This is a genomic window from Rhizobium binae (assembly GCF_017357225.1).
Classification (GTDB): Bacteria; Pseudomonadota; Alphaproteobacteria; order Rhizobiales; family Rhizobiaceae; genus Rhizobium; species Rhizobium binae.
Genome location: NZ_CP071604.1, coordinates 946,279 through 971,050, shown reverse-complemented (window position 1 = coordinate 971,050; position 24,772 = coordinate 946,279). Strand labels below are relative to the sequence as shown.

Genomic DNA, 24,772 nt, shown 5'->3' with positions numbered 1-24,772 from the left:
ATAGTGCAGGACGATAAACAGGTGGAAATGGTATGGACGCCCTCAATCCCAATGCAAGAAGCGGCTGGCGGCACGAACGCGGAGAGGCGTCGCTGTCGGATGTCTACCGCACGGTCGGAACCGGGCGTCACAGCTCGAGGTGGCGCAGGGCGGCGGCCTTTGCCGGGCCGGGCTATATGGTTGCCGTCGGCTATATGGACCCCGGCAACTGGGCGACCTCGCTCGCCGGCGGCTCGAAATTCGGCTATGCGCTGCTCACCGTCGCCCTGCTCTCCAACCTGATGGCGATCGTACTGCAATCGCTCTGCGCGCGTCTTGCGATCGCATCGGGCCGCGACCTGGCGCAGGCCTGCCGCGACGCCTATCCGAAGTGGGTTTCGGTGCCGCTCTGGGCCTTTGCCGAAATTGCCATCATCGCCACCGACATCGCCGAGGTGATCGGCACGGCGATCGGCCTCAACCTGCTGATGGGCATTCCGCTCGAACTCGGCGTTCTCATCACCGCGCTCGACGTCTTCGTGATCCTCTTCCTGCAGAAACTCGGCTTCCGCTGGGTGGAGGCCTTCATCATCGCGCTTCTCGGCGTCATCGCGCTCTGCTTCGGCGTGCAGATCCTGCTGGCCGACCCGCAGTGGGGCTCCGTCATCACCGGCTTCTTCCCAACCACCGAGATCGTCACCAATCCTGAGATGCTCTATCTCGCCCTCGGCATTCTCGGCGCGACCGTCATGCCGCACAATCTCTACCTCCACTCCGGCATCGTGCAGACGCGGGCCTACGGCCACACGGTTCCCGAAAAGAAGGAGGCGCTGACCTATGCGACGATCGACTCGACAGTTGCTCTCTGTTTTGCGCTGCTGATCAACGCCTCGATCCTGATCCTGGCCGCCGCCGCCTTCAATGCGCACGGCAGGACCGACATCGTCGAACTCGGCGAGGCGCATTCGCTGCTGTCGCCGCTGCTGGGTCTGGCGATCGCGCCGACGCTGTTCGGCATCGCGCTTCTCTGCTGCGGCCTCAACTCGACGGTGACGGCGACGCTTGCCGGCCAGATCGTCATGGAAGGCTTCCTCAAAATCCGGCTGCAGCCATGGGTTCGCCGGCTGATCACCCGCGCCATCGCCATCGTCCCGGCGGCAATCGTCACCATCTGGTACGGCGACCAAGGCACGGCCGAGCTTTTGATCCTCACGCAGGTGGTGCTCAGCCTGCAGCTTTCCTTCGCCGTCTTTCCGCTCGTGATGTTTACCGCCAGCAAGGCCAAGATGGGAGCACTCGTGGCGCCCCGCTGGCTGAGCGGCATCGCCTATGTGATCGCGGTCGTGATCGCCGGGCTGAACGTCAAGCTGCTCCTCGACTTCGTCACCGGCTAAACCGGGTCTAGTCTGAGCTCAGACTGCCGAACGTTCAGCGCACCAGCGCGGATCACTCGGCGTCAATTATCGTCCGGGGAATCGACGCCGCCGGGTCAAGGTTCCGGCGACGGTTCATTTGAGTGACAAGTTTGCAATCGGTGACAGCTTTTGTTTGCGTCTTGGCTGAACGAATGATCGAGAGGCGTGAGTTGGGCTTTCTCGACAACCGGAAGAGCTGTCTGACGACGACGCTCCGCCGGCTTCATACGTCCTTGTCATGGACAGGAACTGAGCGTCGTGTCTTCACCTGACTGTACGCCGAGTTCCCGGCAGTTATTCGCATAACAGAGGCGCCAGCCGCTGGCCGTTGCTCCGGATGCCGCTAACAAAAGCTGCTTCAGGGGTGCTAGTTTCGGCTGCCATGTCCACCAGCCGTCTCTGAATACGGCGCCGTCCCCCGGTTCCATTCCTGCCCCGGAGCCTTTGACGCTCGCTTCCATGACATGGAGACCGGTCGGTTCCACCTGCCAGCGCTCCCGCCACTCGATTTTCTCGACGGAATGCGTCCACTGCAACATGAACGTCGTTGTGGCGATCACCGTTAACTTTCCGCCTGTCAACACGCAAAGGCTCACGGCGCCGGCTCGGCCTTCTGCGCTGTTCGAGACCGGTACCAGAGCCAGAGCGCAAAACCGCCCGACAGCAAAAAGCCTGCTTCATCGGTGAGCGGCAATGCGGCTACCAGAAGAAAGGCTGCCGCTATCGCGACCATTCTTTCGGCAACGGTGAGTGTTCTCGTACAGTAACCGATCACGGCCGCGCCCCACAATCCGATGGCGATTACGGCCTTGATAGAGATATAGCCGACGGCGGGTATATAGCCGATTTCAGCGGCAAGCGGTCCGCCGCTCTGCAACATCAGCGCCGGCGAATAGACCGCCATGAACGGCACAATAAAGCCTGCCGCGGCAACTTTGATGGCTTCGATCGAGATTTTCAAGCCGCTTTCCTTGGCGATTGGTGCCGCCGCAAAGCAAGCAAGCGCCACCGGCGGCGTCAGGTCCGCCAGAATGCCGAAATAGAAAACGAACATGTGGCTGACGAGAAGCGGGATGCCGAGCGAAAGAAGAGCAGGTCCTGCGATTGACGAGGTTATGATGTAGTTCGGAATCGTCGGAATACCCATGCCGAGGATGATGCAGGTGATCATGGTCAAAAGCAGGGACAGGAACAGGCTGGACTGTCCAACTGCGACGACGAACTGGCCAAAGGTCGTCGCAACGCCTGTCAACGTCATCGTGCCGACGATGATCCCGACGATGGCGCATGCAATGCCGACCGGGAGGGCCGTCTTAGCACCTTCGGCCAGACTGTCGACACAGGCAACCAAGGTCTCCCTGCCGCCCCGGCTCACGGCATTCCAAGCGATCAGCACGGCGAGTGCAGCAAGGAGAACATTGAAGCCATACTGCAGGAAAGCAGCGCCGATGATGCCGAGAGCCACCCAGAACAAAATCCGGATTGCGCCGAACGGCAGGCCGAGCGCAATGCTGCCGCCGAGAATGAGCATGGCCGTCAACCCGAGCCCTATGGTACCGGCAAAAAGCGGAGTGTATCCGGAAAAAAGCAGCCAGACGAGGGCAGCCAACGGCAGGATGAGATACCATCGCTCTCTGAGGGCTTGTGATGCCGAGGGCAATTCAGACTTCGGGAGGCCCACGAGACCGCGTTTTCCCGCCTCCAGGTGCACCATCCAGAACGCGGACATGAAGTAGAGAATCGCCGGGATGAGTGCAGCTTTCACCACTTCCGAATATTCGACGCCGAGAGTTTCCGCCATGATAAACGCCACCGCTCCCATCACCGGCGGCATGATCTGGCCGCCCATGGACGCTGTAGCCTCGACACCGCCGGCGAAAGCGGGCCGGTACCCGAATCTCTTCATCAGCGGAATGGTAAACTGACCTGTTGTAACGACATTCGCGACGCCAGAGCCGGAGATCGTTCCCATCAGCCCGGACGAGATCACGGCGACTTTCGCAGCGCCACCGCGCATATGGCCGACAAGCCCGAGAGCCGTATCCGTGAAAAGCTGGATCATTCCGGCTTTTTCCAAGAAAGAGCCGAACAGTATGAACAGAAAGATATAGGACGAGGACACATAAATTGGGGTCCCGTAAATGCCTTCGGTGCCGTAAGCCATGTGATCGATGACCTGCGAGAGATCATAGCCGCGATGATCGAGAGGCGCCGGCAGATACTGGCCAAGCAGACAATAGGCCAGAAACGTGCCGCTGATGATCGGCAGTGCTGGCCCCAGGCTGATCCAGCACGCCACGAAGATCACCGCAAGACTGACTATGCCGACGGCGATGTCAATCGGAAGCGGATCGCCGGCGCGAATCAGAAGGTCCGAATATTCGACGTACTGATAGATGGCGACAGCAACGCCTGAGGCCGCCAGGACCCACGCAAGCACGCGAAAGCCGATCGCGCTACGGGCCGTAGATGCAACCAGCGGATAGGCCAACAGCAGCAGAAAACCGACGTGAACGGCGCGGACAATCTGGCTCGGCAGATCCAAAATATGCGCTGCCGTGACGATCTGGAACAGCGAGAAAACGACGGCGATCAGGAACAGCAATCGGCCCTCTCTGGAACCCGGAAAGTCGTCACCCAACCTATTGTGAGATTCAGTTGCATCGGCGGACAGCGCGCCCGCTGCAGTTTCTGATTGACGCACGCAATTCTCCTCCCAGCGTGATCAAGACGGCCGCCGATATCTCTGGCGGCGGCCAGACTGGCGCAAAATCCCGAAAACCAGAAGCGATTTCAGGAAAGGACTTTGTGCAGTTTCAAAATGACAGAGGGTCCCAGCACCTCTAACGGACGCCGTTGCGCTTGCGTCCTACAGGAGCCCTTTTTCCTTGTAGTAGCGTTCGGCACCGGGATGCAGCGGGATCGGCATACCCTTGATGGCATTTTCCAGCTTTATGGCCGAGGCCGCATTGTGTGCGGCGGTCATGGCAGGGAGGTTGTCGAACAGCAGCTTGGTCATCTGGTAGGCGGTCTCATCCGAAACATCGGCACGCGTGACCAAAAAGTTGACGACAGCAACGGTCGGCACGTCTTGCGCCTGGCCTTCATAGGTATTGGCGGGAATCGTCGCGGCGATATAGGGTGCGCCCAATTTGTCCGCCACGTCTTTCGGAACCGCAACGACATTGATCGGCACGGAAGCCGCCAGATCTTTCAGCGATGCTACGCCCAGCCCAGCCGACTGCAGCGTCGCGTCGAGCTGTCGGTTCTTGATCAACTCGACGGATTCTGCGAAGGGCAGGTATTCGGTCTTGGCGAGATCCCCGTAGGATATGCCATCAGCGCTGAAAATCGCGCGGGCGTTCAGTTCTGTCCCCGACTTCGCCGCGCCGACGGAAATGCTCTTTCCCTTTATGTCTCCCAGTGTCTTGATACCGGAATCCTTGGATGCGACGATTTGGATGTAGTTGGGATAGATCGCCGCGATGCCACGCAATTTGTCGAGCGGCGCTTTGAAGCCTGCTTCCGCATTGCCTTCTGCCGCCAGCTTCACGCTGTCGCCGAGCGCGAACGCGATCTCGCCTTTGCCCTGTTGAAGCAAATTCAGATTCTCAACCGAGGCTTTCGTCGCCTGAACTTGGGTCCGGGCGCCAGAAATACCGTCGCCATAGATCTTGGCGAGTGCGACGCCGAGAGGATAATAAACGCCAGAGGTGCCACCGGTCAGAACGTTGATGAATTCACTCGCCCTGGCGGCTCCTGAAATGGAAAGGCCGGACAGCGCAAAAGCGCCTGCGATCATGCCGTTGATGATAATTCTTTTCACGATTGTCCTCCTAATCAATCAGTCAAGAATGTATCATGGGCGGATACATCTAGCGCGTCAACGAGTGAGACGACGAAGGCACGCAACAATGAACTCTCACCGTCACTCAGCCAAGCGGGCGCGATGAGGAAACGCGAAATAAAATCGGAATGAAACCCATCTTTGGAATGGTGGGCCAGCGACAGAATCCGCCATCTCAATGACGCCTGGCATAGGCCGCCCGGCCGTTGTTGAAATCGTCGACGAGAGAGGAGAACTTGTGACTCCCCTCTTCGTGCATGATGAGCGGGGCGCGCAGCGACAGCCGCGCCCGCGATCCCTTGATTGCGGTCACCAGGATACGCACGGCGTTTTCACGCTCGCGCGGATGGATGGCTGTCATTTCGATGCCGCCGAAGCGCCGGCCGCAGGCAATGACGATCTCGGCGATCGATTCGGGCCTGGCGATCAGCGACAATTGCCCGCCGGGGATCATGATGGCCCCTGCCGTGCGGATCCAGCTTTCGAACAGGCCGTCGGTCATCGCGTGGGCTTCGGCCTTCAGCGCATCCGGCGTGCGCCGGTCGCCGGCATCGTTGAAGGGCGGGTTCATGATGACGTGGTGGAAACTCTCGTCGGTGAGGCCGGCATCGTTGCGCGCCTTTGCGGTCAGCGTCACATCCGCCTCGACGACGCTGACGCGGGCGGCAAGATGGGCGTTTTCGGGCAGGAGTATGCTGCGGCGGGCATAATCGGCCATCTCGGCCGAACGCTCGAACAGCACCACTTGCGCCTCGGCAAGGCGCGAGGCGACGGCAAGGCCGGCCGCACCGGCGCCGGCGCCGAGATCGGCAACCCGGACGGGACGGTTATCGGCGACGAGTGCGGCCAGCAGCATCGCATCCATGCCGGCGCGATGGCCCCTGCCCTCCGGCTGCACAAGGTGGAAGGCGCCGCGATGGAAGGCGTCGATTGTCTGGGCAGGCCTGCTGGTCATCCCCGCTCACTTCCTGTCGCGCAGTTCGCCGCCGAGACCGGCGTCGATCAGGATGCGGCGGGCCTGATCGGCCATCTCCTCGTCCACCAGCAGGCGGCGCGGCAGCATCCCAAGCGAGCCTTCCAGCACACTCATGCCCTGATCGGCGATGAAACAATGAATGCCGGCGTCCTTCATCAGGCTCTCGGCAAAGGAGAGCAGGACGGGGTCGTTGGCGCGGATAAGTTCATGCATTTGCCGTCATTTTCCTTCCAATTTCGCCATGCGCGACAATTCACCTCTTGCCGCGTCCATCGCCCCTTTCTATTGTCAGCTGCAATGAATGAACAGGAGTCCGGGTCGTTGGGCGTGGTCATACCGCTTGAAGAAAGCAAAAACAAACTGGCATCCATAAAGCCGTTGGTCGATCTCACCAGGGCCGATATGGAGCGGGTGAACCAGCTTATTCTGTCCAAGGCCGGCTCCGACGTGCAGATGATCCCCGAAGTGGCGAATCATCTGATCTCGTCCGGCGGCAAGCGGCTGCGGCCGATGCTGACGCTGGCGGCCGCCTCGCTGTTCGACTACCGCGGCGAAAATCACGTCAAGCTCGCGACCTCGGTCGAATTCATGCACACGGCAACACTGCTGCATGACGACGTCGTCGACGAAAGCGACCTGCGCCGCGGCAAATCGACGGCGCGGATGATCTGGGGCAACCAGGCAAGCGTGCTGGTCGGCGACTTCCTGCTCGGCCAGGCCTTCCGCATGATGGTCGATGTCGGCTCGCTCGACGCGCTCGACGTGCTCTCTTCCGCCGCCTGCGTGATCGCCGAGGGTGAGGTGCTGCAGCTTTCCGTTGCCAAGAACATGGAAACGACCGAGGACGATTACCTTTCCGTCATCCGCGCCAAGACGGCGGCTCTGTTCGCGGCAGCGGCCGAAGTCGGGCCGATCGTCGCCGAAGCCGGCCGGTCGGGCCGCAACGCGCTGAAATCCTACGGCATGAATCTGGGGCTCGCCTTCCAGCTCGTCGACGATGCGCTCGATTATGGCGGCAAGGCCGCCGATCTCGGCAAGAATGTCGGCGACGATTTCCGCGAAGGCAAGATCACGCTGCCCGTCATCCTCGCCTATCGCCGCGGCACCGAGGACGAGCGCGCCTTCTGGCGCGATGCGATCGAGGCCGGCAACAGCAGCGACGCCAATCTGGAAAAGGCGCTGGGGCTGATCACCAAATACGGCACACTCAGCGACACGATCGGCCGGGCGGTCCATTACGGCACGATCGCCCGCGACGCGCTGGCGCCGCTTCCCGATACGGTATGGAAATCCGCCCTGATGGAAGTGATCGACTTCTGCATCGAGCGCGTCAACTGACGAGACGTTCTCGATTGCAGGCTGATTTTCTTGCAGCGCCGCTTCAAAAAAGCCATCCTGTTATGAATCAGTGATCACAACTGATTTGCGACCGGCATCATGGCCGGACGCTCTCGAAGAAAGGTTTCCTCATGCGGCAGAGAATTGCCATCCGTCTTCTTACGAGCGCAGCATTGACGGCTGTTCTTTCGCTCGGCATCGTCGCCGGCGTGAACGCCGAGGATGCGGCGAAGACGGCGGGCGATACGGGCAAAACCGAGACCTTCGATGCCGATAGCGTCACCACCTTCTCCGGCGCCTTCCTCGCCGCGCGCACAGCCGATGTCGATCATGATTACGAGACGGCGATCGAACTCTACGAGAAGGCGCTGCAGATCGAGCCGGGCAATCCGGAGATTCGCCAGCGGCTGATGATCTCGCTGCTGCTCAACGGCGACATCAAGGAAGGCGTCAAATATGCCAACGACCTGAAGGGCGATCCCTCGGTCGAGCGCATCACCACGATCGTGCGCGGCATGGATGCCGTGCGCCGCGACGATTACAAGGCCGCCGAATCCATATTGAAATACAAGGGTCCGAACGATCTCGACCGGATGATGAACGACCTGCTGCTCGCCTGGGCCCGCGTCGGCGCCGGCCGCGGCAAGGAAGCGCTCGCCATGGTCGAGAAGATGAAGGGGCCGGATTGGGTCCGCATCTTCCAGAATTACAATGCCGGCGCGATCGCCGTCGTCACCGGCGACGTGAAATCGGCCCGCCAGCATCTGAACGACGCCGTGCTCGACAAGGAAGGGGGTGCTACGGCGCCCGACACCTTCATGCGCGCGGTCATGGCGCTTGCCCGCCTCGAAGCGACACAGGGCAACAAGCAGAAGGCGCTCGATGCCGTTTCGGTTGGCGACAACCTGCTGCCGAACTATGCGCCGCTGAATGCGCTGCGCGACAGCATCGAAAAGGGCGAGAAGCAGGAGCAGCAGGTCAAGACCGCGAAGGAAGGGGCCGCCGGCGTGCTGTTTTCAGTCGGCGGCGCGCTGAACCGCGACGGCGCGGAGGATATCGTCTCGCTCTACCTGCAGACCGCCAATGCACTCGACCCGAACAGCGCCGATACGCTGGTGCTGCTCGGCGGCATCGCCGAGAAGCAGAACCAGATGGACCGCGCCATCGCGCTCTACCAGAAGGTGCCGGAAAATTCGCCGATGCGCCGCATCTCCGAGCTGCAGCTCGGCCTTGCCCTTGCCCAGGGCGGCAAGGTGGACGAAGCGCGCAAGCACCTGCAGGCGCTGATCGCCTCCGACCCTAAGGACATCCGCAGCTACCTCGCCTATGGCAGCGTGCTCTCCGACGCCAAGGACTACGAGGCGATGGCCGCCAATTACGACAAGGCCGTCGAAGTGATCGGCCCCTTTCCCGGCCGCGCCAATTGGAGCGTCTTCTTCCAGCGCGGTATTGCCTATGAGCGGCTGAAGAAGTGGGACCAGGCCGAGCCGAATTTCCGCAAGGCCCTGGAGCTCAATCCCGACCAGCCGCAGGTGCTGAACTATCTCGGCTATTCCTGGATCGACATGAACCGGAACCTCGACGAAGGCCTCGGCATGATAAAGAAGGCCGTCGAGATTCGCCCTGACGACGGCTACATCATCGATTCCCTCGGCTGGGCCTATTTCCGCCTCAACCGCTTCGACGACGCTGTCGACGAGCTGGAGCGGGCCGCGCAGATCAAGGCCGGCGACGCGACGATCAACGACCATCTCGGCGACGCCTACTGGCGCGTCGGCCGCAAGCTTGAGGCCGTCTACCAGTGGAACCGGGCGCTGGCCTCCGAGCCGGAAGCCGCCGAAATTCCGAAGATCAAGGACAAGGTCGCCAACGGCCTGCCTCCTGCCGGCGACGATGCCAAGGCGGCCGACAAGAAACAGCCGGATCCGGCACCCGTCACCCCGCCTCCGGTCGACAAGAAATCCTAACGGGCGGCAAACATGCCTGAAGAGGGCCTGGCCGAGGCGTTCGGTGTCACCGAAGAGGCGCGCGCGAAGATCAACCTCGCTTTGCATGTGACCGGCCAGCGGCCGGATGGCTACCATCTGCTCGATATGCTGGTGACCTTCGCCGATTGCGGCGATCGGCTCGGTTTCTTGCCTGCACAGGCCGACACATTCACCCTGTCGGGCCCCTTCGGCGAGACGCTTGCCAGCGACGGCAGCAACCTGGTGCTGCGGGCCCGCGATCTCCTGCGCGAGGCGGTCGGCGCCCTCGCCTTCCCTGTGCATATCCATCTGCAAAAGAACCTGCCGATCGCCTCCGGCATCGGCGGCGGCTCGGCCGATGCGGCCGCGACGTTGCGGGGGCTGATGCGGCTCTGGGGCATGAGCTTGCCGGTGGGAGCGCTTGCCAGCCTCGCGCTGAAGCTCGGCGCCGATGTGCCGATGTGCCTTGAGAGCCGGCCGCTAATCGCCCGCGGCATCGGCGAAAGGATCGAAGCCGTGCCGGATCTGCCCGCCTTTGCCATGGTGCTCGTCAACCCGCTGCAGGGTGTTTCAACGCCCGAGGTCTTCCGCCGGCTGGCGGCAAAGAACAATCCGGCGCTCGATCTCGCTCGCGGTCTGTCCGAGACCGGCCGCTGGCTCACGGCGATCGGCTCGGCCCGCAACGATTTGGAGCCGCCGGCGCGCGAACTGGTGCCTGAGATTACGGTGATCTCGCAGATGCTGCAGGCCCATGGCGCGCTCTTCACCCGGATGTCCGGCTCCGGCGCCACCTGCTTCGGCATTTTTACCGGCATGGCGGCTGCGCAAGAGGCGGCCGCAGCTCTTCACGGCGAGCGGCCCGACTGGTATGTCCAGGCGACGGAAACGGTTTCGGGAGGCATGTAATGGCAGGTCCGGACGAAAAGCGGCCGTTTATCGCCGTCGGCATCGCGGTTCTCACCGTCTCGGATACCCGCACGCCGGAAACCGACAAATCCGGCGACACACTGGCGGCACGGATCACCGAGGCAGGTCATCGGCTGGTCGCGCGGGCCATCGTCCCTGACGACCGGGACAAAATCGCCGCGCAGGTCAAGGCCTGGACCGAACGGGATGACATCGATGTCGTCATCACCTCAGGCGGCACCGGCTTTACCGGCCGCGATGTGACGCCCGAAGCGCTGGAGCCCTTGTTCGAAAAGCGCATGGACGGCTTTTCCGCCGTCTTTCACCGCATTTCCTACGACAAGATCGGCACGGCGACGATCCAGTCGCGCGCAACGGCAGGGGTCGCCAATGCCACCTTCATCTTCGCCCTGCCGGGCTCTCCCGGCGCCTGCCGGGATGCCTGGGACGGCATCCTGAAAGCGCAGCTCGACTACCGCAGCACGCCGTGCAACTTCGTCGAGATCATGCCGCGTCTCGACGAGCATCTGAAACGCGGCGCGAAAAAATAGAATTTCGCGAGAAACCAATCCGAACGATCACGACGCGCCTTAAAGCATGTCTCGCAAAAGTGTGCAGCGGTTTTGCGACAAACAAGCCAATCCGAGCGATCGCGACGCACTTCAGGTGGCAAAGCCCGGCAGAGACGGGATCGTTTCCCAGCTGTCACCCGACAACAGGATGCAGCTTATGCCGTGAACATCCGTGACGACGAGCGTCCAGGTGCCGCTTTCGCCGGCATAGACCTCGAGGACGGAGTTCTGGCTGACCAGCCCGACCGCCATCAGCTTTTCAGCGAAATTTTCGTCCAGAAATTTGACGACGTCGGATCGACCTGCGCAACTGAGCGTCGCCTGCGATGCTGCCGAATGCGGATGCGCGATCATCAACGTCGCCGATATGACGGCCACGAGACCGTAAAGCATAGGGCGGATCATCACGCACCTCCTTTCGCCGGGAACCCGGCAGAAGAGGAGATTTTCGCCGACCTTTTCTGCCGTCCACCGGCATTCCATGGCCATCCGTTGCGAAGCGCGGCGCTTCGGCGGCGCCATGGCAAATTATAGCGCGGAATCTGATCGGGCGCCATCTTTGCGCGATCTCGGGATGATTGTGATGCGGGCAAGAGCAGCCGCTTATCCGCCTGCCGGCTCCGACCCGGGGGGTGAGCCGCGGTTGTCGATGCCGGCAAGGATCAAGTGAGGGGCGCTTTCGGCGCCAATCTGGCGGCGCGTTCAAGCGCCGGCGATGACACAGACTTACCGCGCAGCGCGCGCCACCCAGGACGGAACCAATTCGCTGGCGAGTTTGCGCGGCCTCTGGCCCTTGGCGAATTCGGCAAGGCGCATGCCGCTTCTGGCTGCGGCCAGCGCCTGGTTCTTCGGCATCAGCAGACCAAGTTCCAGCGGCGGCGCGGCGCGGCCGATGCGCTCGAAAAACGGGCGCCGGTAGCCGCGCGAGGCGGTGAAGCGCGCCGGCAGCTTGTTGAGCGCGATATATTCGGCAATCTCGTCGATCCAGCCCGCCTGCGGGCGTGCGCCCGGTTCGACGAAAAGCAGCCAGTCGCCGCGGGCGGAGCCGACGATGTCCTTGATATCCCATTGCGAATGAAACCGGCACCCGGCCGCGTCGGCGACCCGCGAGGTGCCGTCACGTGAGCCGTGATCGAGCACGACCACATCGCCGACAAGCCCCTCCACCGCGCCTGCCACCAAGACCGACAAGGTCTGGGCCAGCTCGGATTCCTGATCCTGACATTCGAGAATAACCGTCAACATCGCCTACTCATAATGCGCAGCACAAATTTTTGCCAGCGGCGTTTTCCGTATTTTGTTCTTGCATTGTTCTCAATTTGCCGATAGGAATTTAATCATCAAAACGGGCGGAAGCGATTGCTTGCCGCTGCGGGAGAATCCGATGAGAGAGCAGTCCCTGGCAGGGCAGGCCGCATTCGCGCCTGCCAATACGGCAGATATTGCCGATGCGATGATCGTCTCCTCCGGGCTGAGGGTCGAGGTCGACCGGCGGCGCGGGCGCGGCGCCGGACTGAACCCAACCGGCCGCTTCGAGGCGCTGCAGCGGGAGACCTTTGACGATGGATGGCAGACGCTGGAAGAGCTGCCGCCGTTCAAAACCGAAGTGCAGATCGAAAAGCCGCGCACGGCCATCACCCGCAACGAGTCACCCGACGTCGCCTTCGACCGCTCGATCAATCCCTATCGCGGCTGCGAGCACGGCTGCATCTATTGCTTCGCCCGGCCGACCCACGCCTATATGGGGCTTTCGGCGGGGCTCGATTTCGAGACGAAGCTGTTCGCCAAGCCTGATGCTGCAAAGCTGCTGGAGCGGGAGCTCGCCAAGCCGGGTTACAAGGTGCGGGCGATCGCAATCGGCACCAATACCGACCCCTATCAGCCGGTCGAGAAGGAATGGCGCATCATGCGCGGCATTCTCGAGGTTTTGAACAAGGCGAACCATCCGGTCTCCATCGTCACCAAATCGGCGATGATCCTGCGGGATCTTGACATTCTGCAGGAGATGGCGGCGAAGAACCTGGTGCGCGTCGGCATCTCGGTGACCACGCTCGACCGCAAGCTTGCCCGGACGATGGAGCCCCGCGCCGCCACGCCGCCGCGTCGGCTGGAGACCATCCACACGCTGTCGGAAGCAGGGATCCAGACGGCGGTAATGGCCGCCCCGCTGATCCCGGCGCTGAACGATCACGAGCTGGAGCGCATCCTCGAGTCGGCCAAGGCGGCCGGCGCCGTCGAGGCGAGCTATGTCATCCTGAGGCTGCCGCTCGAGGTCAGCCCGCTCTTCCGCGACTGGCTGTTGCAGCATTATCCCGATCGCTACCGGCATGTGATGTCGCTGGTGCGCTCGATGCGCGGCGGCAAGGATTACGATGCCGAATTCGGCAAGCGCATGAAGGGCGCCGGTCCCTATGCCTGGCAGATCGCCCGGCGCTTCGAAATGGCGGCGAGGCGTTTCGGCCTGACGCGACGCGGTCTGCCTCTGCGCGACGATCTGTTCGTGCCGCCTGATGGCAGCGGCGTTCAGCTGTCGCTGCTCTGATTTACAGAATTTGCGCCTCGGCCCATCGAAGAACCGCCCTGTTTTCGAGCCCCGAGCGCAATTCCCGCGGATGGCCCTGACCGCCACCATCCGCCGGACCGTCCCCGGCCGCCGCCCTGATCCGGGGACTTGCGGGAAATCGGGTTGGCGTGCGAGGTTCAGCCGCATGAGACCTCGCACGCCACCCGATTCTCCCCTGCTTTTCGACACGGCTCCGCTTGTGCCGGATTTCCGTCTGGAGCTCAAAGCCCGCAAGGCCGGCCACTGGCCCGTCGCCGGTGCCGACGAGGCCGGCCGCGGGCCGCTCGCCGGGCCGGTCGTCGCCGCCGCCGTCATCCTCGATCCGAAGCGAATCCCCGAGGGCCTCAACGATTCCAAGCAGCTTTCGGCGCAGCGGCGCGAGGAATTGTTCGTGCAGATTCTCGCAACCGCGACCGTTTCGATCGCCTCTTCCAGTTCTACACGCATCGACGAGACCGATATCCGCAAGGCAAGCCTCGACGCGATGCGCCGCGCCATCTGCAGTCTTGCCGTTCCGGCAAGCTACGTCCTGACCGACGGGCTCGACGTGCCGCCCGGCCTCGATTGCCCCGGGCAGGCCGTGGTCAAGGGCGACGCGCGCTCGGTCTCCATCGCCGCCGCCTCGATCGTCGCCAAGGTGACGCGCGATCGGATGATGGCGCGCGCCCACAATGTCTTTCCGGATTACGGCTTTGCCGCGCATGCCGGCTACGGCACAGCGCAGCACCGCGCCGGCATCGAGAGGCATGGCCCCTGCTCCCTGCACCGTATGAGCTTCCGGCCGTTGCGCAAAGGCGAGGACGGACCCGAGACGGATGAGCTGCTTGCGGAATAGGGCGCCCACAGATAAGGAGCGGCCCTTCTCGTCGCCCCGCAGCTGGGGTCCGAAGAGTAGGCGAGACCCGTCGACCGGTGGTTTTCCCAAGGATCTGCAACAGATCATCGGCTGAAGTCACTCAACAACAAAAAAGGCCGGGACATGCCCGGCCTTTCTTCATTCCATTCGATACCGCTCAGTTGAGCCGTGTCTTGACCTGGCTGACGGCGTTGCCGAACAGTTCGGACTGGACCTTGGCGTCGGCCTGCTTGGCGAGCACCGTTTCGGCGGCCGCGATCGCCAGATCGACGGCGGCGGAACGAACGGCCTTCATCGCTTCGGCCTCGGCCTGCTGGATCTTCTGTTCGGAGAGCGCCGTGCGATTGGCGACGAACTCTTCCGTCTTCTTCTTCGCTTCGGCAGTCAGCATCTGGGCTTCGCGCTCGGCGGCGGCAACGATGTGAGCCGCCTCGGCTTCCGCTTCCTTGCGCTTACGCTGGTATTCGGCAAGCAGATGCTGGGCTTCCTCGCGCAGGCGCTTGGCTTCGGCCAGCTCGTTGCGGATCTGGTCGGCGCGGTCGTCGAGCGACCGTGCCATCATGGCGGGAGCCTTCAGATAGACAACCAGCGCCAGGAACAGGACGAGGCCGACAAAGGCGAAGAAAGTCGCGTCAAAGTGAAACTCCATCGATCAAGCCTCCTTCTTGGCGGCCGCGACGGCGGCGGCGACATCAGCCTGGGCAGCCGTGCCGCCGATCAGCTGTTCGACGACGGCAGCCGCCGTTTCCTCGGCAATGGTGCCGACATCGGCGAAAGCCTTCGCCTTGATGTCGGCGATGCGGACTTCGGCAGCCTTGATCTTTTCCGACAGGCTCGCCTCGACAGCGCGGCGATCCTCTTCGGCCCTGGCCTTGGCGGCGTCGCGGGCGGCGGAGGCGATCGCATTCGACTTGGCGCGGGCAGCGGCCAGTTCGCCTTCATAGGTCCGGACGGCGGCGTCGGCTTCCGCCTTCAGGCGGCCTGCTTCATCCAGGTCCTGGGAGATGCGCGTGTGGCGCTGATCGAGGATGGCCCCGATGCGCGGCGCGATGACCTTCTGCATAAGGAGGTAGAAGACGCTGAACGTAATCACCAGCCAGAGCAGCTGGGATGCGTAGGTCGTCGAATCGAAAGGCGGGAACGGGCCACGGGCGTGTTCGCCTTCGGCAACGCCGGTCTCGGTGTGGACCTCGCCTGCGGCAGGAGCGGCATGCGCATCCGTGCCAGTCGCTGCCGCCGGTGCTTCTTCAGCGTAAGCCGGGGTCACAAAAAACATGCTCACCTCCAGGTGGACTGCAAATGCAAAGGATCACGGCTTGCGGTCGCAGGCCGTGATCCATCTATCCGCCGATATCAGACGGCGAAGAGCAGGAGGAGAGCGACGAGCAGCGAGAAGATGCCCAGAGCTTCCGTAACGGCGAAGCCGAATACCAGACGGCCGAACTGGCTGTCAGCGGCAGACGGATTGCGCAGAGCGCCGGAGAGGTAGCTGCCGAAGATATTGCCGAGGCCGAGAGCCGTACCGGCCATACCAAAGCAAGCCAGACCTGCACCGATGAACTTTGCTGCTTCCGCTTCCATGTTGAACTCCTTTGAAATGGTTGTTGCGGCGAATGACTGACGCCCTTTGACGTCGATGTCGTTATCCTTAGTGCCCGCCCGGATGGATCGCGTCGTTGAGGTACATGCAAGTCAGCACCGCAAAGACGTAAGCCTGGAGGAAGGCGACGAGGAACTCGAGACCGGTCAGGGCGACGGTCATGATCAGGGGAAGAACGGCTCCGCCGACACCGACTGCACCGAGGGCTCCAAGCGAGGCGACGAAGCCTGCGAACACCTTCAGCGTGATGTGACCGGCGAGCATGTTTGCGAAAAGACGAACGGAGAGCGAAATCGGACGGGATAGGAAGGAAATGATTTCGATTGTGACGACCAGCGGCAACAGAATGCCCGGCACGCCCGAGGGCACGAAAACGTTCAGGAAGTGGAAGCCGTGCTTATAGAAGCCGTAGACGAGCACCGTGCCGATGACGAGGATAGCCAGCGCGAAGGTGACGATGATCTGGCTGGTCACCGTGAAGAAATAGGGGAACATGCCGAGCAGGTTCGCCGTCAGGACGAACATGAAGAGCGAGAAGACCAGCGGGAAGAACTTCATTCCCTGCTTGCCCGCGCCTTCCTTCAGCATATTGGCGATGAATTCATAGGACATTTCCGCGATAGACTGCGAACGGCCCGGCACGATGGCGCGGTTCGAGGTCGCGAAATAGAGGAAGCCCGCAGCGGCGGCGGCCGAAACGACCATGAACAGCGAGGCGTTGGTGAACGAAAAATCAATTCCGCCGATTTCGATCGGGACAATCTTCTGGATCAGGAACTGATGAGTCGGATCGTTAGACACCGCTTGTTCTCTCTCGTTGGCCCGCAGGACGCGGGGTCATTGCACTGGACCGGGACCGGTCCTTATTTCTTGTCGTCCTTGTCGTCCAGGGGATGGGCCACCACCCCCGCAGAACGCAACACGTTCAGAACGCCGGCACAGAATCCGAGAAGCAGAAGAACAATCAACCCCCAAGGCGCCGTGCCAACAAAACGGTCGAGGAGATAGCCAAGGACAGCACCGACGATGATGGCGGCAATGAACTCGCTCGAAAGCTTCATCGCCTGGGCATAACCTTTGCGGCTTACCTCGGCGCGGGCTTCGTTTGCCTCGTCCACCTTCGCCTCGACGCGCTTGGTCGCGAGTTCCGCTCCCAGCTGCGCACGGCGCTTATCAAGACTTTCCTCGCGGTCGTCCGCCATGGATCTCTCCTCGCCTGCCCGTCGCCCGCACTCCCGCTACCCCGGTCATTCGGACCCCCGACGCGAAGGTTGAGACCCTTCCGGCCCGTTCTGAAGTCGCGCGCAACATAGTTTTAGGGATTGGTATAGTCAAGGCGTAGACAGCTTCTGTCCAGCGAGAAAATAACCTCGTCGAATCAAAGGGATAAAGCGATCACAGGCCGATCGCGCAAATTCGACGGAAAGAATCCGCTTTTCGGGGCCGGAAATCGGCCGGACCCGGACGATTTATCTCAGCTCCAGCCGCCGCCATAGGTGCGGTAGAAGACATGGAGACCGATGCGGCCGACTTTTTCCATGGTCTTTGCCCATTTCGGGCGAACGTAGACGGCGTGGTAGTGGGTCGCCGAGCCCACCTGCGGCAGCCAGATCTTGCCCGATGTCACCGCCATCGCCACGTCGCGGGCGACCCGCCAGTGATATTCCGAATTCACCCTGTCCTTGATGGCGTCGCAGGCGAAGGAAAACTGGCAGCGGTTGCGCCAATCCTCGTTCTGATAGACGACGCCGCAGATGCTTTTCGGATAGGCGGGGTTGCGGACGCGGTTCAGGATGACCTGGGCAACGGCCGCCTGGCCCTTTACCGATTCTCCGCGCGCCTCGAAATAGATGCCGGAGGCAAGACATTGCTGCTCGCGGGCGGAAAAGACGCTTGCCGGCAGCACGCTTGCGGCCCAGGCGTGATCACGCGGGCCGATCTCGGGGACGAAGCGGCCGCTGTCCTGGTCGGTCAGGATCGAATCGAACGGTGACTGGCGGGCATAGTCGGGTGCGGCCGGCGCGTAAGCGGTGGCCAGCACATCGGCCTTGTTGCTGGTGACCAGGCTTGCGAGCATCGCCGGCACGCCATGATCCTTAATCACCGGCTGCTTCCTATAGAAAGAAGTGGCGATCTCGATTTCCTTGCCCTGGATCTTCGGCTTGACGAAGGCCGAGCGCTCTTTGAGATCGAAGCTCGGGGTGAACAGCATCCTGGTGCGCTCGAGGATGGAGCCGGCGGAAAAATCCTTCGGCGGCTGCATCTTTTCGACGGCGACGATACGGCCTTTCTTCATGCCGCGGTTGACGCGATCCTCGTCCGGGGTGTCCTCGTGGCCCTTCTCCTTGGACGTGAAGGCAACCTTGCGGCCATCGGGCAGCTCCATGCCGGCGCCCGACGAGATCGAACCCGTCACTTCTGGATCGGCAAAGGCGAGTTCGGCCTGATGAATGGAGCCTGCGGGAGAATTGGTCAGCACCATACGCCAGCTATCGCCCTCACGATCGAGACCGGCGAGCAGGGTGGCGAGATCGGCGTGGGAGGCGACGCTCGGGAAGATCAGCCAGCAGGCGAGCCCGAAGACGACAGGCGACACCCAGTTCTCGGGAAGAAGACGCAGCTTGCTACGGGAAGGGCTCTTTCGACGCAACACGAACTCCGGGCATGGAACGCGGGAACATTCCATCGAAAATCTCTCATTAACCTTGACGCCCGGTTAACGGGGCGTGCCGGAATGTGGCTATGCGAAGTTCTGGATGTTCGAATGCGGCTGCAAATTTCGAAGGCGATTTGACGGAAACGCATCACCGGTCTCCGTCATCTCGGCCTTGAGCCAAGGATCCATGCCACAGCTGCTGGTGGACCCGGCGTTGATGCTCGGCTCAAGGCCGAGCATGACGGAGGAGAGGTGGCGGAAGAAGTCAAAGCGCGGACACCCGCGTCAGTATTGTCGTCCTCGCCCCTTCACCCGTCAAATAATCACATGAGACCCCAGTTCCACCACGCGGTTGGCCGGCAGGCGGAAGTAGTCCGAGGGATTGGCGGCGGCGTTGGCGAGCGCGATGTAGAGCCGGTCCTGCCAGTAGGGCATGCCTGACTTGGCGTCCGGCACCAGCTTGCGGCGGCCGAGATAGAAGGAGGTCGACATGATGTCGAACTTCAACCCGGTCTTGCGCAGCGTCGCCAGGGCCTGCGAGACGTTCTGCGATTCCATGAAGCCGAACAGCAGTTCGACACGCGAGAAGCGCTCGGAGATCTGCTCGACCTTATAACGGTCGTGGCTCGGCACACGCGGCTTGTTGACCGTGCGGATCGTCAGGATGACGTTACGGTCGTGCAGCACGTGGTTGTGTTTGAGATTGTGCAGGAGGGCGGCGGGTGCCGATTCCGGATCGCTGGTCAGGAAGATCGCCGTGCCGGGAACCTGGGCCGGCGAATGTTCGCTCTTGCGCTCGATGGAACTGACGAAGGAGGCGAGCGGAATATCGGTGTGGCGGGTCTTTTCCATCAGGATCGCCGTGCCGCGGCGCCAGGTCCACATGACGACGGTAAAGGCGCTGGCGATCAGGATCGGGATATAACCGCCGTCGTGAATCTTCAACAGGTTGGCGCCGAGGAAGATCATTTCGAGGACGACCAGCGGCGCAAGCGCCATTACGGCAACCGGCAGCGACCAGTTCCAGCGGGCGCGGACGAATTCGAAGGCCATGATCGAGGTGACGACCATGGCGCCAGTGACGGAAATGCCGTAGGCGGTCGCCAGCGCGTCCGAGGTCTTGAAGCCCAATACCAGGAAGATGACGCCGAAGAACAGCACGGCATTGACCGACGGCAGGAAGATCTGCCCGGTATTGGTTTCCGAGGTGAAGAGAATTTCCATGCGCGGCAGGAAGCCGAGGTTGATGCCCTGGCGCACCAGCGAAAAGGCCCCCGTGATGACGGCCTGGCTGGCGATGATCGTCGCGGCGGTCGCAAGGATGACGACCGGCAGCAGCGCCCATTGCGGATACATCAGATAGAAGGGATCGGACATCGTCTCCGGCCTGCCGAGCACGAGAGCGCCCTGCCCGAGATAGTTCAGCGTCAGCGCCGGAAACACCAGTGCGAACCAGGCCCATTGAATGGGGCGGCGGCCGAAATGGCCGAGATCGGCATAAAGCGCCTCTGCGCCGGTCACCGTCAGGAAGACGGCGCCAAGCACGACGACGCCGTAGAAGCCCTCATGCAGCAGGAAGCTGACGGCATAATAGGGATTGAAGGCGGCAAGAATGCCGAAGTCGTCGGAGATGTGAGAAATGCCGGCGGCGGCCATGACGACGAACCAGATGGCGGTGATCGGGCCGAAGAATTTTGCCACCGCGCCGGTGCCGCGTGACTGCACCACAAAGAGCAGCGCCAGGATCACCACCGAGATCGGCACGATATATTCCGACAGGCTGGGCGTCACGAGCTTCAGGCCCTCGACGGCCGACAGCACCGAAAGCGCCGGGGTGATCATCGCATCGCCGAGAAACAGCGCAGCGCCCATCAGCCCAAGCAGCATCAGCAGGGCGGTATGACCGTTGGCGGTCTTCATCAGAAGGGCGAGCAGCGACAGCGTGCCGCCCTCGCCGTCGTTATCGGCGCGCAGCAGGAACAGCACATATTTGATGGTGACAATGATGGTCAGCGCCCAGATCATCAGTGAAATCAGGCTGATGACCTCGAAACGGGTGACGCCGTCATGGGCAACCGGCTTCAGCGCCTCGCGAAAAGCATAGAGCGGGCTGGTGCCGATGTCGCCGTAGACGACGCCGACGGAACCGAGCGCCAGATAGAACAGCTTGCGCGGCGTCATATGGCGATCGTGCGGGTGGCTCTCTTCGGACATGAAATTACAACAGGCTCCTCAGAGCCAGCCTTTCCAGCGAAAAAAGAAAAAGGGGATGACGGCTGATATCACCATCAAAGCCAGCGAATAGGGGTAGCCGGCCGTCCAGGCCAGTTCCGGCATGACCTGAAAGTTCATGCCGTAGATCGAGGCGACCAAGGTCGGCGGCAGGAACACGACCGAGGCGATCGAGAATATCTTGATGATCGAGTTCTGCTCAATGTTGATCAGGCCGAGCGAGGCGTCGAGCAGGAAGGTGATGTTGGCGGCGATGAAGGCGGCGTGCTCCGACAGCGACTGGATATCGCGCGAAATTGTGCGGCAGAGCTCCTTGGCCTCGCGGTCCTGCTGGATCGCCGGGATCGTGTGAAAGAAGGTGAGCAGCCGGGACAGCGAACCGATACTGTCGCGCAGCTTGCTGATCATGCGGTGATGACCGGCAATATCCCGCAGTTTTTCCTCAAGGTAGTTCGACGGCTTGCGCACCTTTTTCGCGCGGTCGCCGAAGACATGGGTGGAGAGGATGTCGATACGCGAGACGGAGATTTCGAGGATTTCGGCGGTCCGGTCGACGATCGTCTCCAGCAGCTTGGCAAGAAGGGCCGCGCCGCTGCGCCAGTTTTCCGGCAGCCGGTGAAGGGCGGCGATGAACAGCGCGAAGGATTTGGGATGGGCGTAACGGATAGTGACCAGGCAGTTTCCGGCCAGGATGAAAGCGACATCGGTCAGCGTCGGCGCGTCGGTATCAGCTTTCCAGACGAGCGAAGCGGTCATGAAGACGGCGTCGTTTTCGACGTAAAGACGGGCGGAAGGCTCGATATCCTTGAGATCGTCGCGGGTTGGAACCTCGATGCCGAGAACCTTCTCGACATAAAGCTCCTCTTCGCGGGTCGGCTCGATCATGTCGATCCACACGACATCCCGGGGAAAGGATGCCGGCTGCGACAGGTCGCGGATATCGACCGACTTGCAACTGGAACTGTAAGCGGTGATCACCGGCAACATCCCCGATGCTCACGACAGTTCGTGGTCATCGCCATCATCGAAAGCCTTTCCGTGCGGCCGCCATCGCGGCAATGCGAGGGTGGCTCGTCCCAGGTCCAAACGGAAGCGGATCTAGAAAGTTCATAAAACTCCGGCTGCATCCGGCCTTAAAGGCCAGCATGCGCATTGTGCTCCACCGCATCGCAGTTACCAATCCTTCGATCTTGCAGGCGGGCCAAAACCTTCGAAACGGAGGCGGCCATCATTGAGCATCCGCAGCAACGCCATCATGGCGCCGCGGCATATGAAGCAAAGCCGTGAAATAATCAAGACATCTTCCGTGAAGCGCGGCTTTTCACCACGTTTCCCCCACAATTGGGGTGATTGCAGCGATGATTCGGCGCCTGGCCTTGCTGTGTGCCGTCATGCCGGCTCCGTCAGCCCGCGCTATTCGAAGACGATCGCCGGAGGCGGGCGCCGGGACTGGCCGCCAAGCTGCTCCCAGACCTTGGCGGCGATGCCGCGATAGATGCCGGCGACGATGCCGTTCGGGTCGGAGGCAACGAGCGGGGTGCCGGCGTCGGAGGTTTCACGGATATTCATCGTCAGCGGCACTTCGCCGAGGAAGGGCACGCCGATGCGCTCGGCCTCCTTGCGGGCGCCGCCATGGCCGAAGATGTCGTAACGGGTGCCGGTGTCGGGGGCGATGAAATAGCTCATGTTCTCGACGATGCCGAGTACCGGCACCTCGACCTTGCGGAACATGTTGAGGCCCTTGCGGGCATCGATCAAAGCGAGATCCTGCGGCGTCGAGACGATGACGGCGCCGGCAAGCGGCACCTGCTGGGCCATGGTCAATTGCGCATCGCCGGTGCCGGGCGGCATGTCGACGACGAGGACGTCGAGCTCGCCCCAGGCGACTTCGCGCAGCATCTGCAACAGCGCCGACTGAACCATCGGCCCGCGCCAGATCATCGCCGTCTCCTCATCGACGAGGAAGCCCATCGACATCACCTTGAGGCCGTAGTTCTCCATCGGATTGATGATGCGGCCGTCGATCTGCGTCGGGCGGCCGGATATCTTCAGCAGTCGCGGCATCGAAGGGCCGTAGATATCAGCATCGAGAATGCCGACGCGAAGGCCGTTGGCGAGCAGGCCGAGTGCCAGGTTGACAGCGGTAGTGGACTTGCCGACCCCGCCCTTGCCAGAGGCGACGGCGATGATGGCGCCGATGCCGGGAACGCCGATCTTGCCGGCCCGCGGCGGCTGCTGCTGGGGCGCATGGGCGTGATGCGGATGATCGTGGCCGCCATGATCATGACCGGCATGGCCATGCGGCGGGTTCGGCGCCGGGCGGGCAGCGGGCGTTGCGGCCGCCGCCTTCCTGTCGGCGGTCAGCGTGACGAGCGCACCTTTGACACCAGGCATTTCCTTGATGACGCGCTCGGCGGCGAGCCGCATCGGCTCCAGCTCCCTGGCGCGCTCGGCCGGGACGGTGATGGAGAAATAGACCTTGCCGTCGGAGATGAACACATCGGAAACCATGCCGAGCGCGACGATATCATGCTCGAGATCCGGTCCGCGCACGGTCTTCAGCGTTTCGAGAACCTGTTCCTTGGTGACGTCGGTCATTCCACCCTCACTGCTTCTTCTTGGATCACAGATAGTGGAGGCGCACGTCTTCGCCAAACAAAATCATCGAGCGGAAAATCGATTTGCCGGCTTTGAAAAACGCCGGCCGGAATTCGAAATCCGTTGCGGCCATCAAGTCCGCCGGGCTTTCGCCCTGATGGCCGCAACGGTCTCTCCCCGAGAACCGGCGCAATGCAGGGCGAACTAGCGCAAGCCAAAAAAAAGGCCAGAAAAAAGTGACCGGCAAGAGGAAATCGAGAACAGCTGCGCAAGAAACGGTGCCGAAAGGCAACAACCGCCGCCGATGCCGAAGCCCAGGAGAGAAGCGGCATCGGCGTCGGACGGCGGTGTGTCGGCCGCGCCATTTCCTGGCGCTGGTCAGCAAAGTCCCCTCTGGACCTCTGGCAGAAGAGATGCAGAAAGCGTGCCAGATGGAAAAAGCTGGAAAACCGCGCGCAAGCGCCGGGAAGGCGCTCCGATCTGCCTACGCGCTAAGCGGTCGGCCGGAGCCGATTGCCGTCTTTGCAACTTATTTGATCAAGCCGATCCGCAGCGCCTTGGCGACGGCCTGGGTGCGGTTGACGGTGTCAAGCTTCTTGGTGGCGCGGTTGAGGTAATGATTGACCGTATGCTCGGACAGCACCAGGATTTCGGCGATCTCGGCGCTGGTCTTGCCGGCCGCCGTCCAGTTGAGGCAATCGATCTCGCGGTCGGTCAGCGCATCGGTGACGCGGGTATCGAGGTTGCGTATCTCGGCAAGCCGGTCGAAGACATGGATGGCGATATAACAAAGCTCGCGCATCTCGCCCGGGCTGAAGGGTTCGCGATCGCCGGCGAAGGAGACGGCGCCGCGCAGGCCGGAGGGCTCATGCGTCGGGAAATAGGCGCAACGCATCATCCTGAAACGTTCGAACAGCCCGACGACCAGGGCGGACTTGCCGTCGTCGCGCGACCAGGTCTGTCGCGACATGTCGTAAAAGAAGGGCCGCGCCGATGTTCTCAGCCGCCGCAGAACCGGGCTGTTCACCATCAATCCCTCCTGGTCGTAAAGCGCCAGAAGCTCGGCCGGCCAGCTGGTGATGACGGTGTTGCCCTGAAGATCGAGGGATGTGATCGGCGGCAGATTGAGAACCATGAAGGCGCGGGAGCGATAGGCTTCGGTCACGCGTTTCATGAACCGGAAAATGTCGAACTGGGTCTTCAGGCCCGCAATTTCCCTGATGTAATCGTCTTCTTGTTCCGTGGATGTTTTCGACAAGTGTTCCAT

The 24,772-nt window shown here is 62.0% G+C and carries 25 protein-coding genes; 7 read left to right on the top strand and 18 right to left on the bottom strand.

Annotation, left to right across the window (positions count from 1 at the left end):
- The first annotated feature begins 32 nt into the window (after positions 1 to 32).
- Positions 33 to 1,373, top strand: coding sequence for an Nramp family divalent metal transporter (locus tag J2J99_RS04655; protein WP_168297614.1), 1,341 nt, complete (start codon positions 33 to 35; stop codon positions 1,371 to 1,373).
- Positions 1,374 to 1,630: 257 nt separating this feature from the next.
- Here J2J99_RS04655 and J2J99_RS04650 read toward each other — a convergent pair whose 3' ends face one another.
- From J2J99_RS04650 to J2J99_RS04630, 5 genes are all read right to left on the bottom strand, one after another.
- Positions 1,631 to 1,954 (bottom strand): DUF1850 domain-containing protein, encoded by a 324-nt coding sequence (locus tag J2J99_RS04650; RefSeq protein WP_311043843.1) that lies wholly within the window; start codon positions 1,952 to 1,954, stop codon positions 1,631 to 1,633.
- A 32-nt stretch (positions 1,955 to 1,986) separates the two neighbouring features.
- On the bottom strand, positions 1,987 to 4,098 hold the full coding sequence (locus J2J99_RS04645) for a TRAP transporter permease (RefSeq protein WP_168297616.1): 2,112 nt from the start codon (positions 4,096 to 4,098) through the stop codon (positions 1,987 to 1,989).
- A gap of 165 nt (positions 4,099 to 4,263) precedes the next feature.
- A complete protein-coding gene (locus tag J2J99_RS04640) occupies positions 4,264 to 5,196 on the bottom strand; it encodes a TAXI family TRAP transporter solute-binding subunit (protein WP_205918928.1) in 933 nt (310 codons plus the stop codon).
- A gap of 220 nt (positions 5,197 to 5,416) precedes the next feature.
- Entirely contained in the window at positions 5,417 to 6,196 is a 780-nt protein-coding gene (locus J2J99_RS04635; RefSeq protein WP_168297618.1) for a tRNA1(Val) (adenine(37)-N6)-methyltransferase, read from the bottom strand.
- Positions 6,197 to 6,202: 6 nt separating this feature from the next.
- Positions 6,203 to 6,430 (bottom strand): putative signal transducing protein, encoded by a 228-nt coding sequence (locus J2J99_RS04630; protein ID WP_096477252.1) that lies wholly within the window; start codon positions 6,428 to 6,430, stop codon positions 6,203 to 6,205.
- 108 nt (positions 6,431 to 6,538) lie between these two features.
- Between J2J99_RS04630 and J2J99_RS04625 the strand changes: the two genes are divergently transcribed.
- The 4 genes from J2J99_RS04625 to moaB all read left to right on the top strand — a co-directional run bounded on the left by J2J99_RS04625 (position 6,539) and on the right by moaB (position 10,979).
- A complete protein-coding gene (locus tag J2J99_RS04625; protein ID WP_168297619.1) occupies positions 6,539 to 7,555 on the top strand; it encodes a polyprenyl synthetase family protein in 1,017 nt (338 codons plus the stop codon).
- 131 nt (positions 7,556 to 7,686) lie between these two features.
- Entirely contained in the window at positions 7,687 to 9,522 is a 1,836-nt protein-coding gene (locus J2J99_RS04620; RefSeq protein ID WP_168297620.1) for a tetratricopeptide repeat protein, read from the top strand.
- 12 nt (positions 9,523 to 9,534) lie between these two features.
- Positions 9,535 to 10,428, top strand: coding sequence for a 4-(cytidine 5'-diphospho)-2-C-methyl-D-erythritol kinase (locus J2J99_RS04615; RefSeq protein WP_168297621.1), 894 nt, complete (start codon positions 9,535 to 9,537; stop codon positions 10,426 to 10,428).
- Positions 10,428 to 10,979 (top strand): molybdenum cofactor biosynthesis protein B, encoded by a 552-nt coding sequence (moaB, locus tag J2J99_RS04610; protein WP_168297622.1) that lies wholly within the window; start codon positions 10,428 to 10,430, stop codon positions 10,977 to 10,979. Before J2J99_RS04615 ends, moaB begins: the two co-directional genes overlap by 1 nt.
- A gap of 111 nt (positions 10,980 to 11,090) precedes the next feature.
- Here moaB and J2J99_RS04605 read toward each other — a convergent pair whose 3' ends face one another.
- Together J2J99_RS04605 and J2J99_RS04600 are read right to left on the bottom strand one after the other, a co-directional pair.
- Positions 11,091 to 11,405 carry a hypothetical protein gene (locus tag J2J99_RS04605; RefSeq protein WP_168297623.1) on the bottom strand — a complete coding sequence of 105 codons (315 nt, stop codon included), beginning with the start codon at positions 11,403 to 11,405 and terminating at the stop codon, positions 11,091 to 11,093.
- 321 nt (positions 11,406 to 11,726) lie between these two features.
- Positions 11,727 to 12,245, bottom strand: a complete 519-nt coding sequence (locus tag J2J99_RS04600; protein ID WP_168297624.1) for a glycosyltransferase family protein — start codon at positions 12,243 to 12,245, stop codon at positions 11,727 to 11,729.
- A gap of 139 nt (positions 12,246 to 12,384) precedes the next feature.
- Between J2J99_RS04600 and J2J99_RS04595 the strand changes: the two genes are divergently transcribed.
- Entirely contained in the window at positions 12,385 to 13,542 is a 1,158-nt protein-coding gene (locus tag J2J99_RS04595) for a PA0069 family radical SAM protein (protein ID WP_168297625.1), read from the top strand.
- 166 nt (positions 13,543 to 13,708) lie between these two features.
- Positions 13,709 to 14,398, top strand: coding sequence for a ribonuclease HII (locus J2J99_RS04590; RefSeq protein WP_168297626.1), 690 nt, complete (start codon positions 13,709 to 13,711; stop codon positions 14,396 to 14,398).
- Positions 14,399 to 14,576: 178 nt separating this feature from the next.
- On the opposite strand, the gene J2J99_RS04585 is transcribed toward J2J99_RS04590, so the two are convergent.
- The 11 genes from J2J99_RS04585 to J2J99_RS04535 all read right to left on the bottom strand — a co-directional run bounded on the left by J2J99_RS04585 (position 14,577) and on the right by J2J99_RS04535 (position 24,772).
- A complete protein-coding gene (locus J2J99_RS04585; RefSeq protein WP_168297627.1) occupies positions 14,577 to 15,068 on the bottom strand; it encodes a F0F1 ATP synthase subunit B in 492 nt (163 codons plus the stop codon).
- Between the two features lie 3 nt (positions 15,069 to 15,071).
- The gene (locus J2J99_RS04580; RefSeq protein WP_168297628.1) at positions 15,072 to 15,695 is read right to left on the bottom strand and encodes a F0F1 ATP synthase subunit B; all 624 of its coding nucleotides are present in this window, start codon (positions 15,693 to 15,695) and stop codon (positions 15,072 to 15,074) included.
- 77 nt (positions 15,696 to 15,772) lie between these two features.
- A complete protein-coding gene (locus J2J99_RS04575) occupies positions 15,773 to 16,000 on the bottom strand; it encodes a F0F1 ATP synthase subunit C (protein WP_003588243.1) in 228 nt (75 codons plus the stop codon).
- Positions 16,001 to 16,067: 67 nt separating this feature from the next.
- Positions 16,068 to 16,820 carry a F0F1 ATP synthase subunit A gene (locus tag J2J99_RS04570; RefSeq protein WP_168297629.1) on the bottom strand — a complete coding sequence of 251 codons (753 nt, stop codon included), beginning with the start codon at positions 16,818 to 16,820 and terminating at the stop codon, positions 16,068 to 16,070.
- Positions 16,821 to 16,882: 62 nt separating this feature from the next.
- Complete coding sequence (locus J2J99_RS04565; RefSeq protein ID WP_168297630.1) at positions 16,883 to 17,221, bottom strand: AtpZ/AtpI family protein; 339 nt, start codon at positions 17,219 to 17,221, stop codon at positions 16,883 to 16,885.
- Positions 17,222 to 17,493: 272 nt separating this feature from the next.
- On the bottom strand, positions 17,494 to 18,705 hold the full coding sequence (locus J2J99_RS04560; protein ID WP_168297631.1) for a cell wall hydrolase: 1,212 nt from the start codon (positions 18,703 to 18,705) through the stop codon (positions 17,494 to 17,496).
- A gap of 285 nt (positions 18,706 to 18,990) precedes the next feature.
- Positions 18,991 to 20,889 (bottom strand): potassium transporter Kup, encoded by a 1,899-nt coding sequence (locus J2J99_RS04555; RefSeq protein WP_168297632.1) that lies wholly within the window; start codon positions 20,887 to 20,889, stop codon positions 18,991 to 18,993.
- 18 nt (positions 20,890 to 20,907) lie between these two features.
- Positions 20,908 to 21,885: a magnesium transporter CorA family protein gene (locus tag J2J99_RS04550; RefSeq protein ID WP_168297633.1), complete on the bottom strand. Its 978-nt coding sequence runs from the start codon at positions 21,883 to 21,885 to the stop codon at positions 20,908 to 20,910.
- Positions 21,886 to 22,320: 435 nt separating this feature from the next.
- The gene (locus J2J99_RS04545) at positions 22,321 to 23,505 is read right to left on the bottom strand and encodes an Mrp/NBP35 family ATP-binding protein (protein WP_168297634.1); all 1,185 of its coding nucleotides are present in this window, start codon (positions 23,503 to 23,505) and stop codon (positions 22,321 to 22,323) included.
- A 25-nt stretch (positions 23,506 to 23,530) separates the two neighbouring features.
- Entirely contained in the window at positions 23,531 to 23,797 is a 267-nt protein-coding gene (locus J2J99_RS04540) for a hypothetical protein (protein WP_168297635.1), read from the bottom strand.
- 237 nt (positions 23,798 to 24,034) lie between these two features.
- Positions 24,035 to 24,772 carry a helix-turn-helix transcriptional regulator gene (locus tag J2J99_RS04535; protein WP_168297636.1) on the bottom strand — a complete coding sequence of 246 codons (738 nt, stop codon included), beginning with the start codon at positions 24,770 to 24,772 and terminating at the stop codon, positions 24,035 to 24,037.

Bases quoted from the DNA above. Each gene is read 5' to 3' on its own strand.
- J2J99_RS04655 (WP_168297614.1), top strand. From the start codon at position 33: ATGGACGCCCTCAATCCCAATGCAAGAAGCGGCTGGCGGCACGAACGC.
- J2J99_RS04640 (WP_205918928.1), bottom strand. From the start codon at position 5,196: ATGATCGCAGGCGCTTTTGCGCTGTCCGGCCTTTCCATTTCAGGAGCC.
- J2J99_RS04635 (WP_168297618.1), bottom strand. From the start codon at position 6,196: ATGACCAGCAGGCCTGCCCAGACAATCGACGCCTTCCATCGCGGCGCC.
- J2J99_RS04630 (WP_096477252.1), bottom strand. From the start codon at position 6,430: ATGCATGAACTTATCCGCGCCAACGACCCCGTCCTGCTCTCCTTTGCC.
- J2J99_RS04620 (WP_168297620.1), top strand. From the start codon at position 7,687: ATGCGGCAGAGAATTGCCATCCGTCTTCTTACGAGCGCAGCATTGACG.
- J2J99_RS04615 (WP_168297621.1), top strand. From the start codon at position 9,535: ATGCCTGAAGAGGGCCTGGCCGAGGCGTTCGGTGTCACCGAAGAGGCG.
- moaB (WP_168297622.1), top strand. From the start codon at position 10,428: ATGGCAGGTCCGGACGAAAAGCGGCCGTTTATCGCCGTCGGCATCGCG.
- J2J99_RS04605 (WP_168297623.1), bottom strand. From the start codon at position 11,405: ATGATCCGCCCTATGCTTTACGGTCTCGTGGCCGTCATATCGGCGACG.
- J2J99_RS04600 (WP_168297624.1), bottom strand. From the start codon at position 12,245: ATGTTGACGGTTATTCTCGAATGTCAGGATCAGGAATCCGAGCTGGCC.
- J2J99_RS04595 (WP_168297625.1), top strand. From the start codon at position 12,385: ATGAGAGAGCAGTCCCTGGCAGGGCAGGCCGCATTCGCGCCTGCCAAT.
- J2J99_RS04590 (WP_168297626.1), top strand. From the start codon at position 13,709: ATGAGACCTCGCACGCCACCCGATTCTCCCCTGCTTTTCGACACGGCT.
- J2J99_RS04585 (WP_168297627.1), bottom strand. From the start codon at position 15,068: ATGGAGTTTCACTTTGACGCGACTTTCTTCGCCTTTGTCGGCCTCGTC.
- J2J99_RS04580 (WP_168297628.1), bottom strand. From the start codon at position 15,695: ATGTTTTTTGTGACCCCGGCTTACGCTGAAGAAGCACCGGCGGCAGCG.
- J2J99_RS04575 (WP_003588243.1), bottom strand. From the start codon at position 16,000: ATGGAAGCGGAAGCAGCAAAGTTCATCGGTGCAGGTCTGGCTTGCTTT.
- J2J99_RS04565 (WP_168297630.1), bottom strand. From the start codon at position 17,221: ATGGCGGACGACCGCGAGGAAAGTCTTGATAAGCGCCGTGCGCAGCTG.
- J2J99_RS04560 (WP_168297631.1), bottom strand. From the start codon at position 18,705: ATGGAATGTTCCCGCGTTCCATGCCCGGAGTTCGTGTTGCGTCGAAAG.
- J2J99_RS04555 (WP_168297632.1), bottom strand. From the start codon at position 20,889: ATGTCCGAAGAGAGCCACCCGCACGATCGCCATATGACGCCGCGCAAG.
- J2J99_RS04545 (WP_168297634.1), bottom strand. From the start codon at position 23,505: ATGACCGACGTCACCAAGGAACAGGTTCTCGAAACGCTGAAGACCGTG.
- J2J99_RS04535 (WP_168297636.1), bottom strand. From the start codon at position 24,772: ATGGAACACTTGTCGAAAACATCCACGGAACAAGAAGACGATTACATC.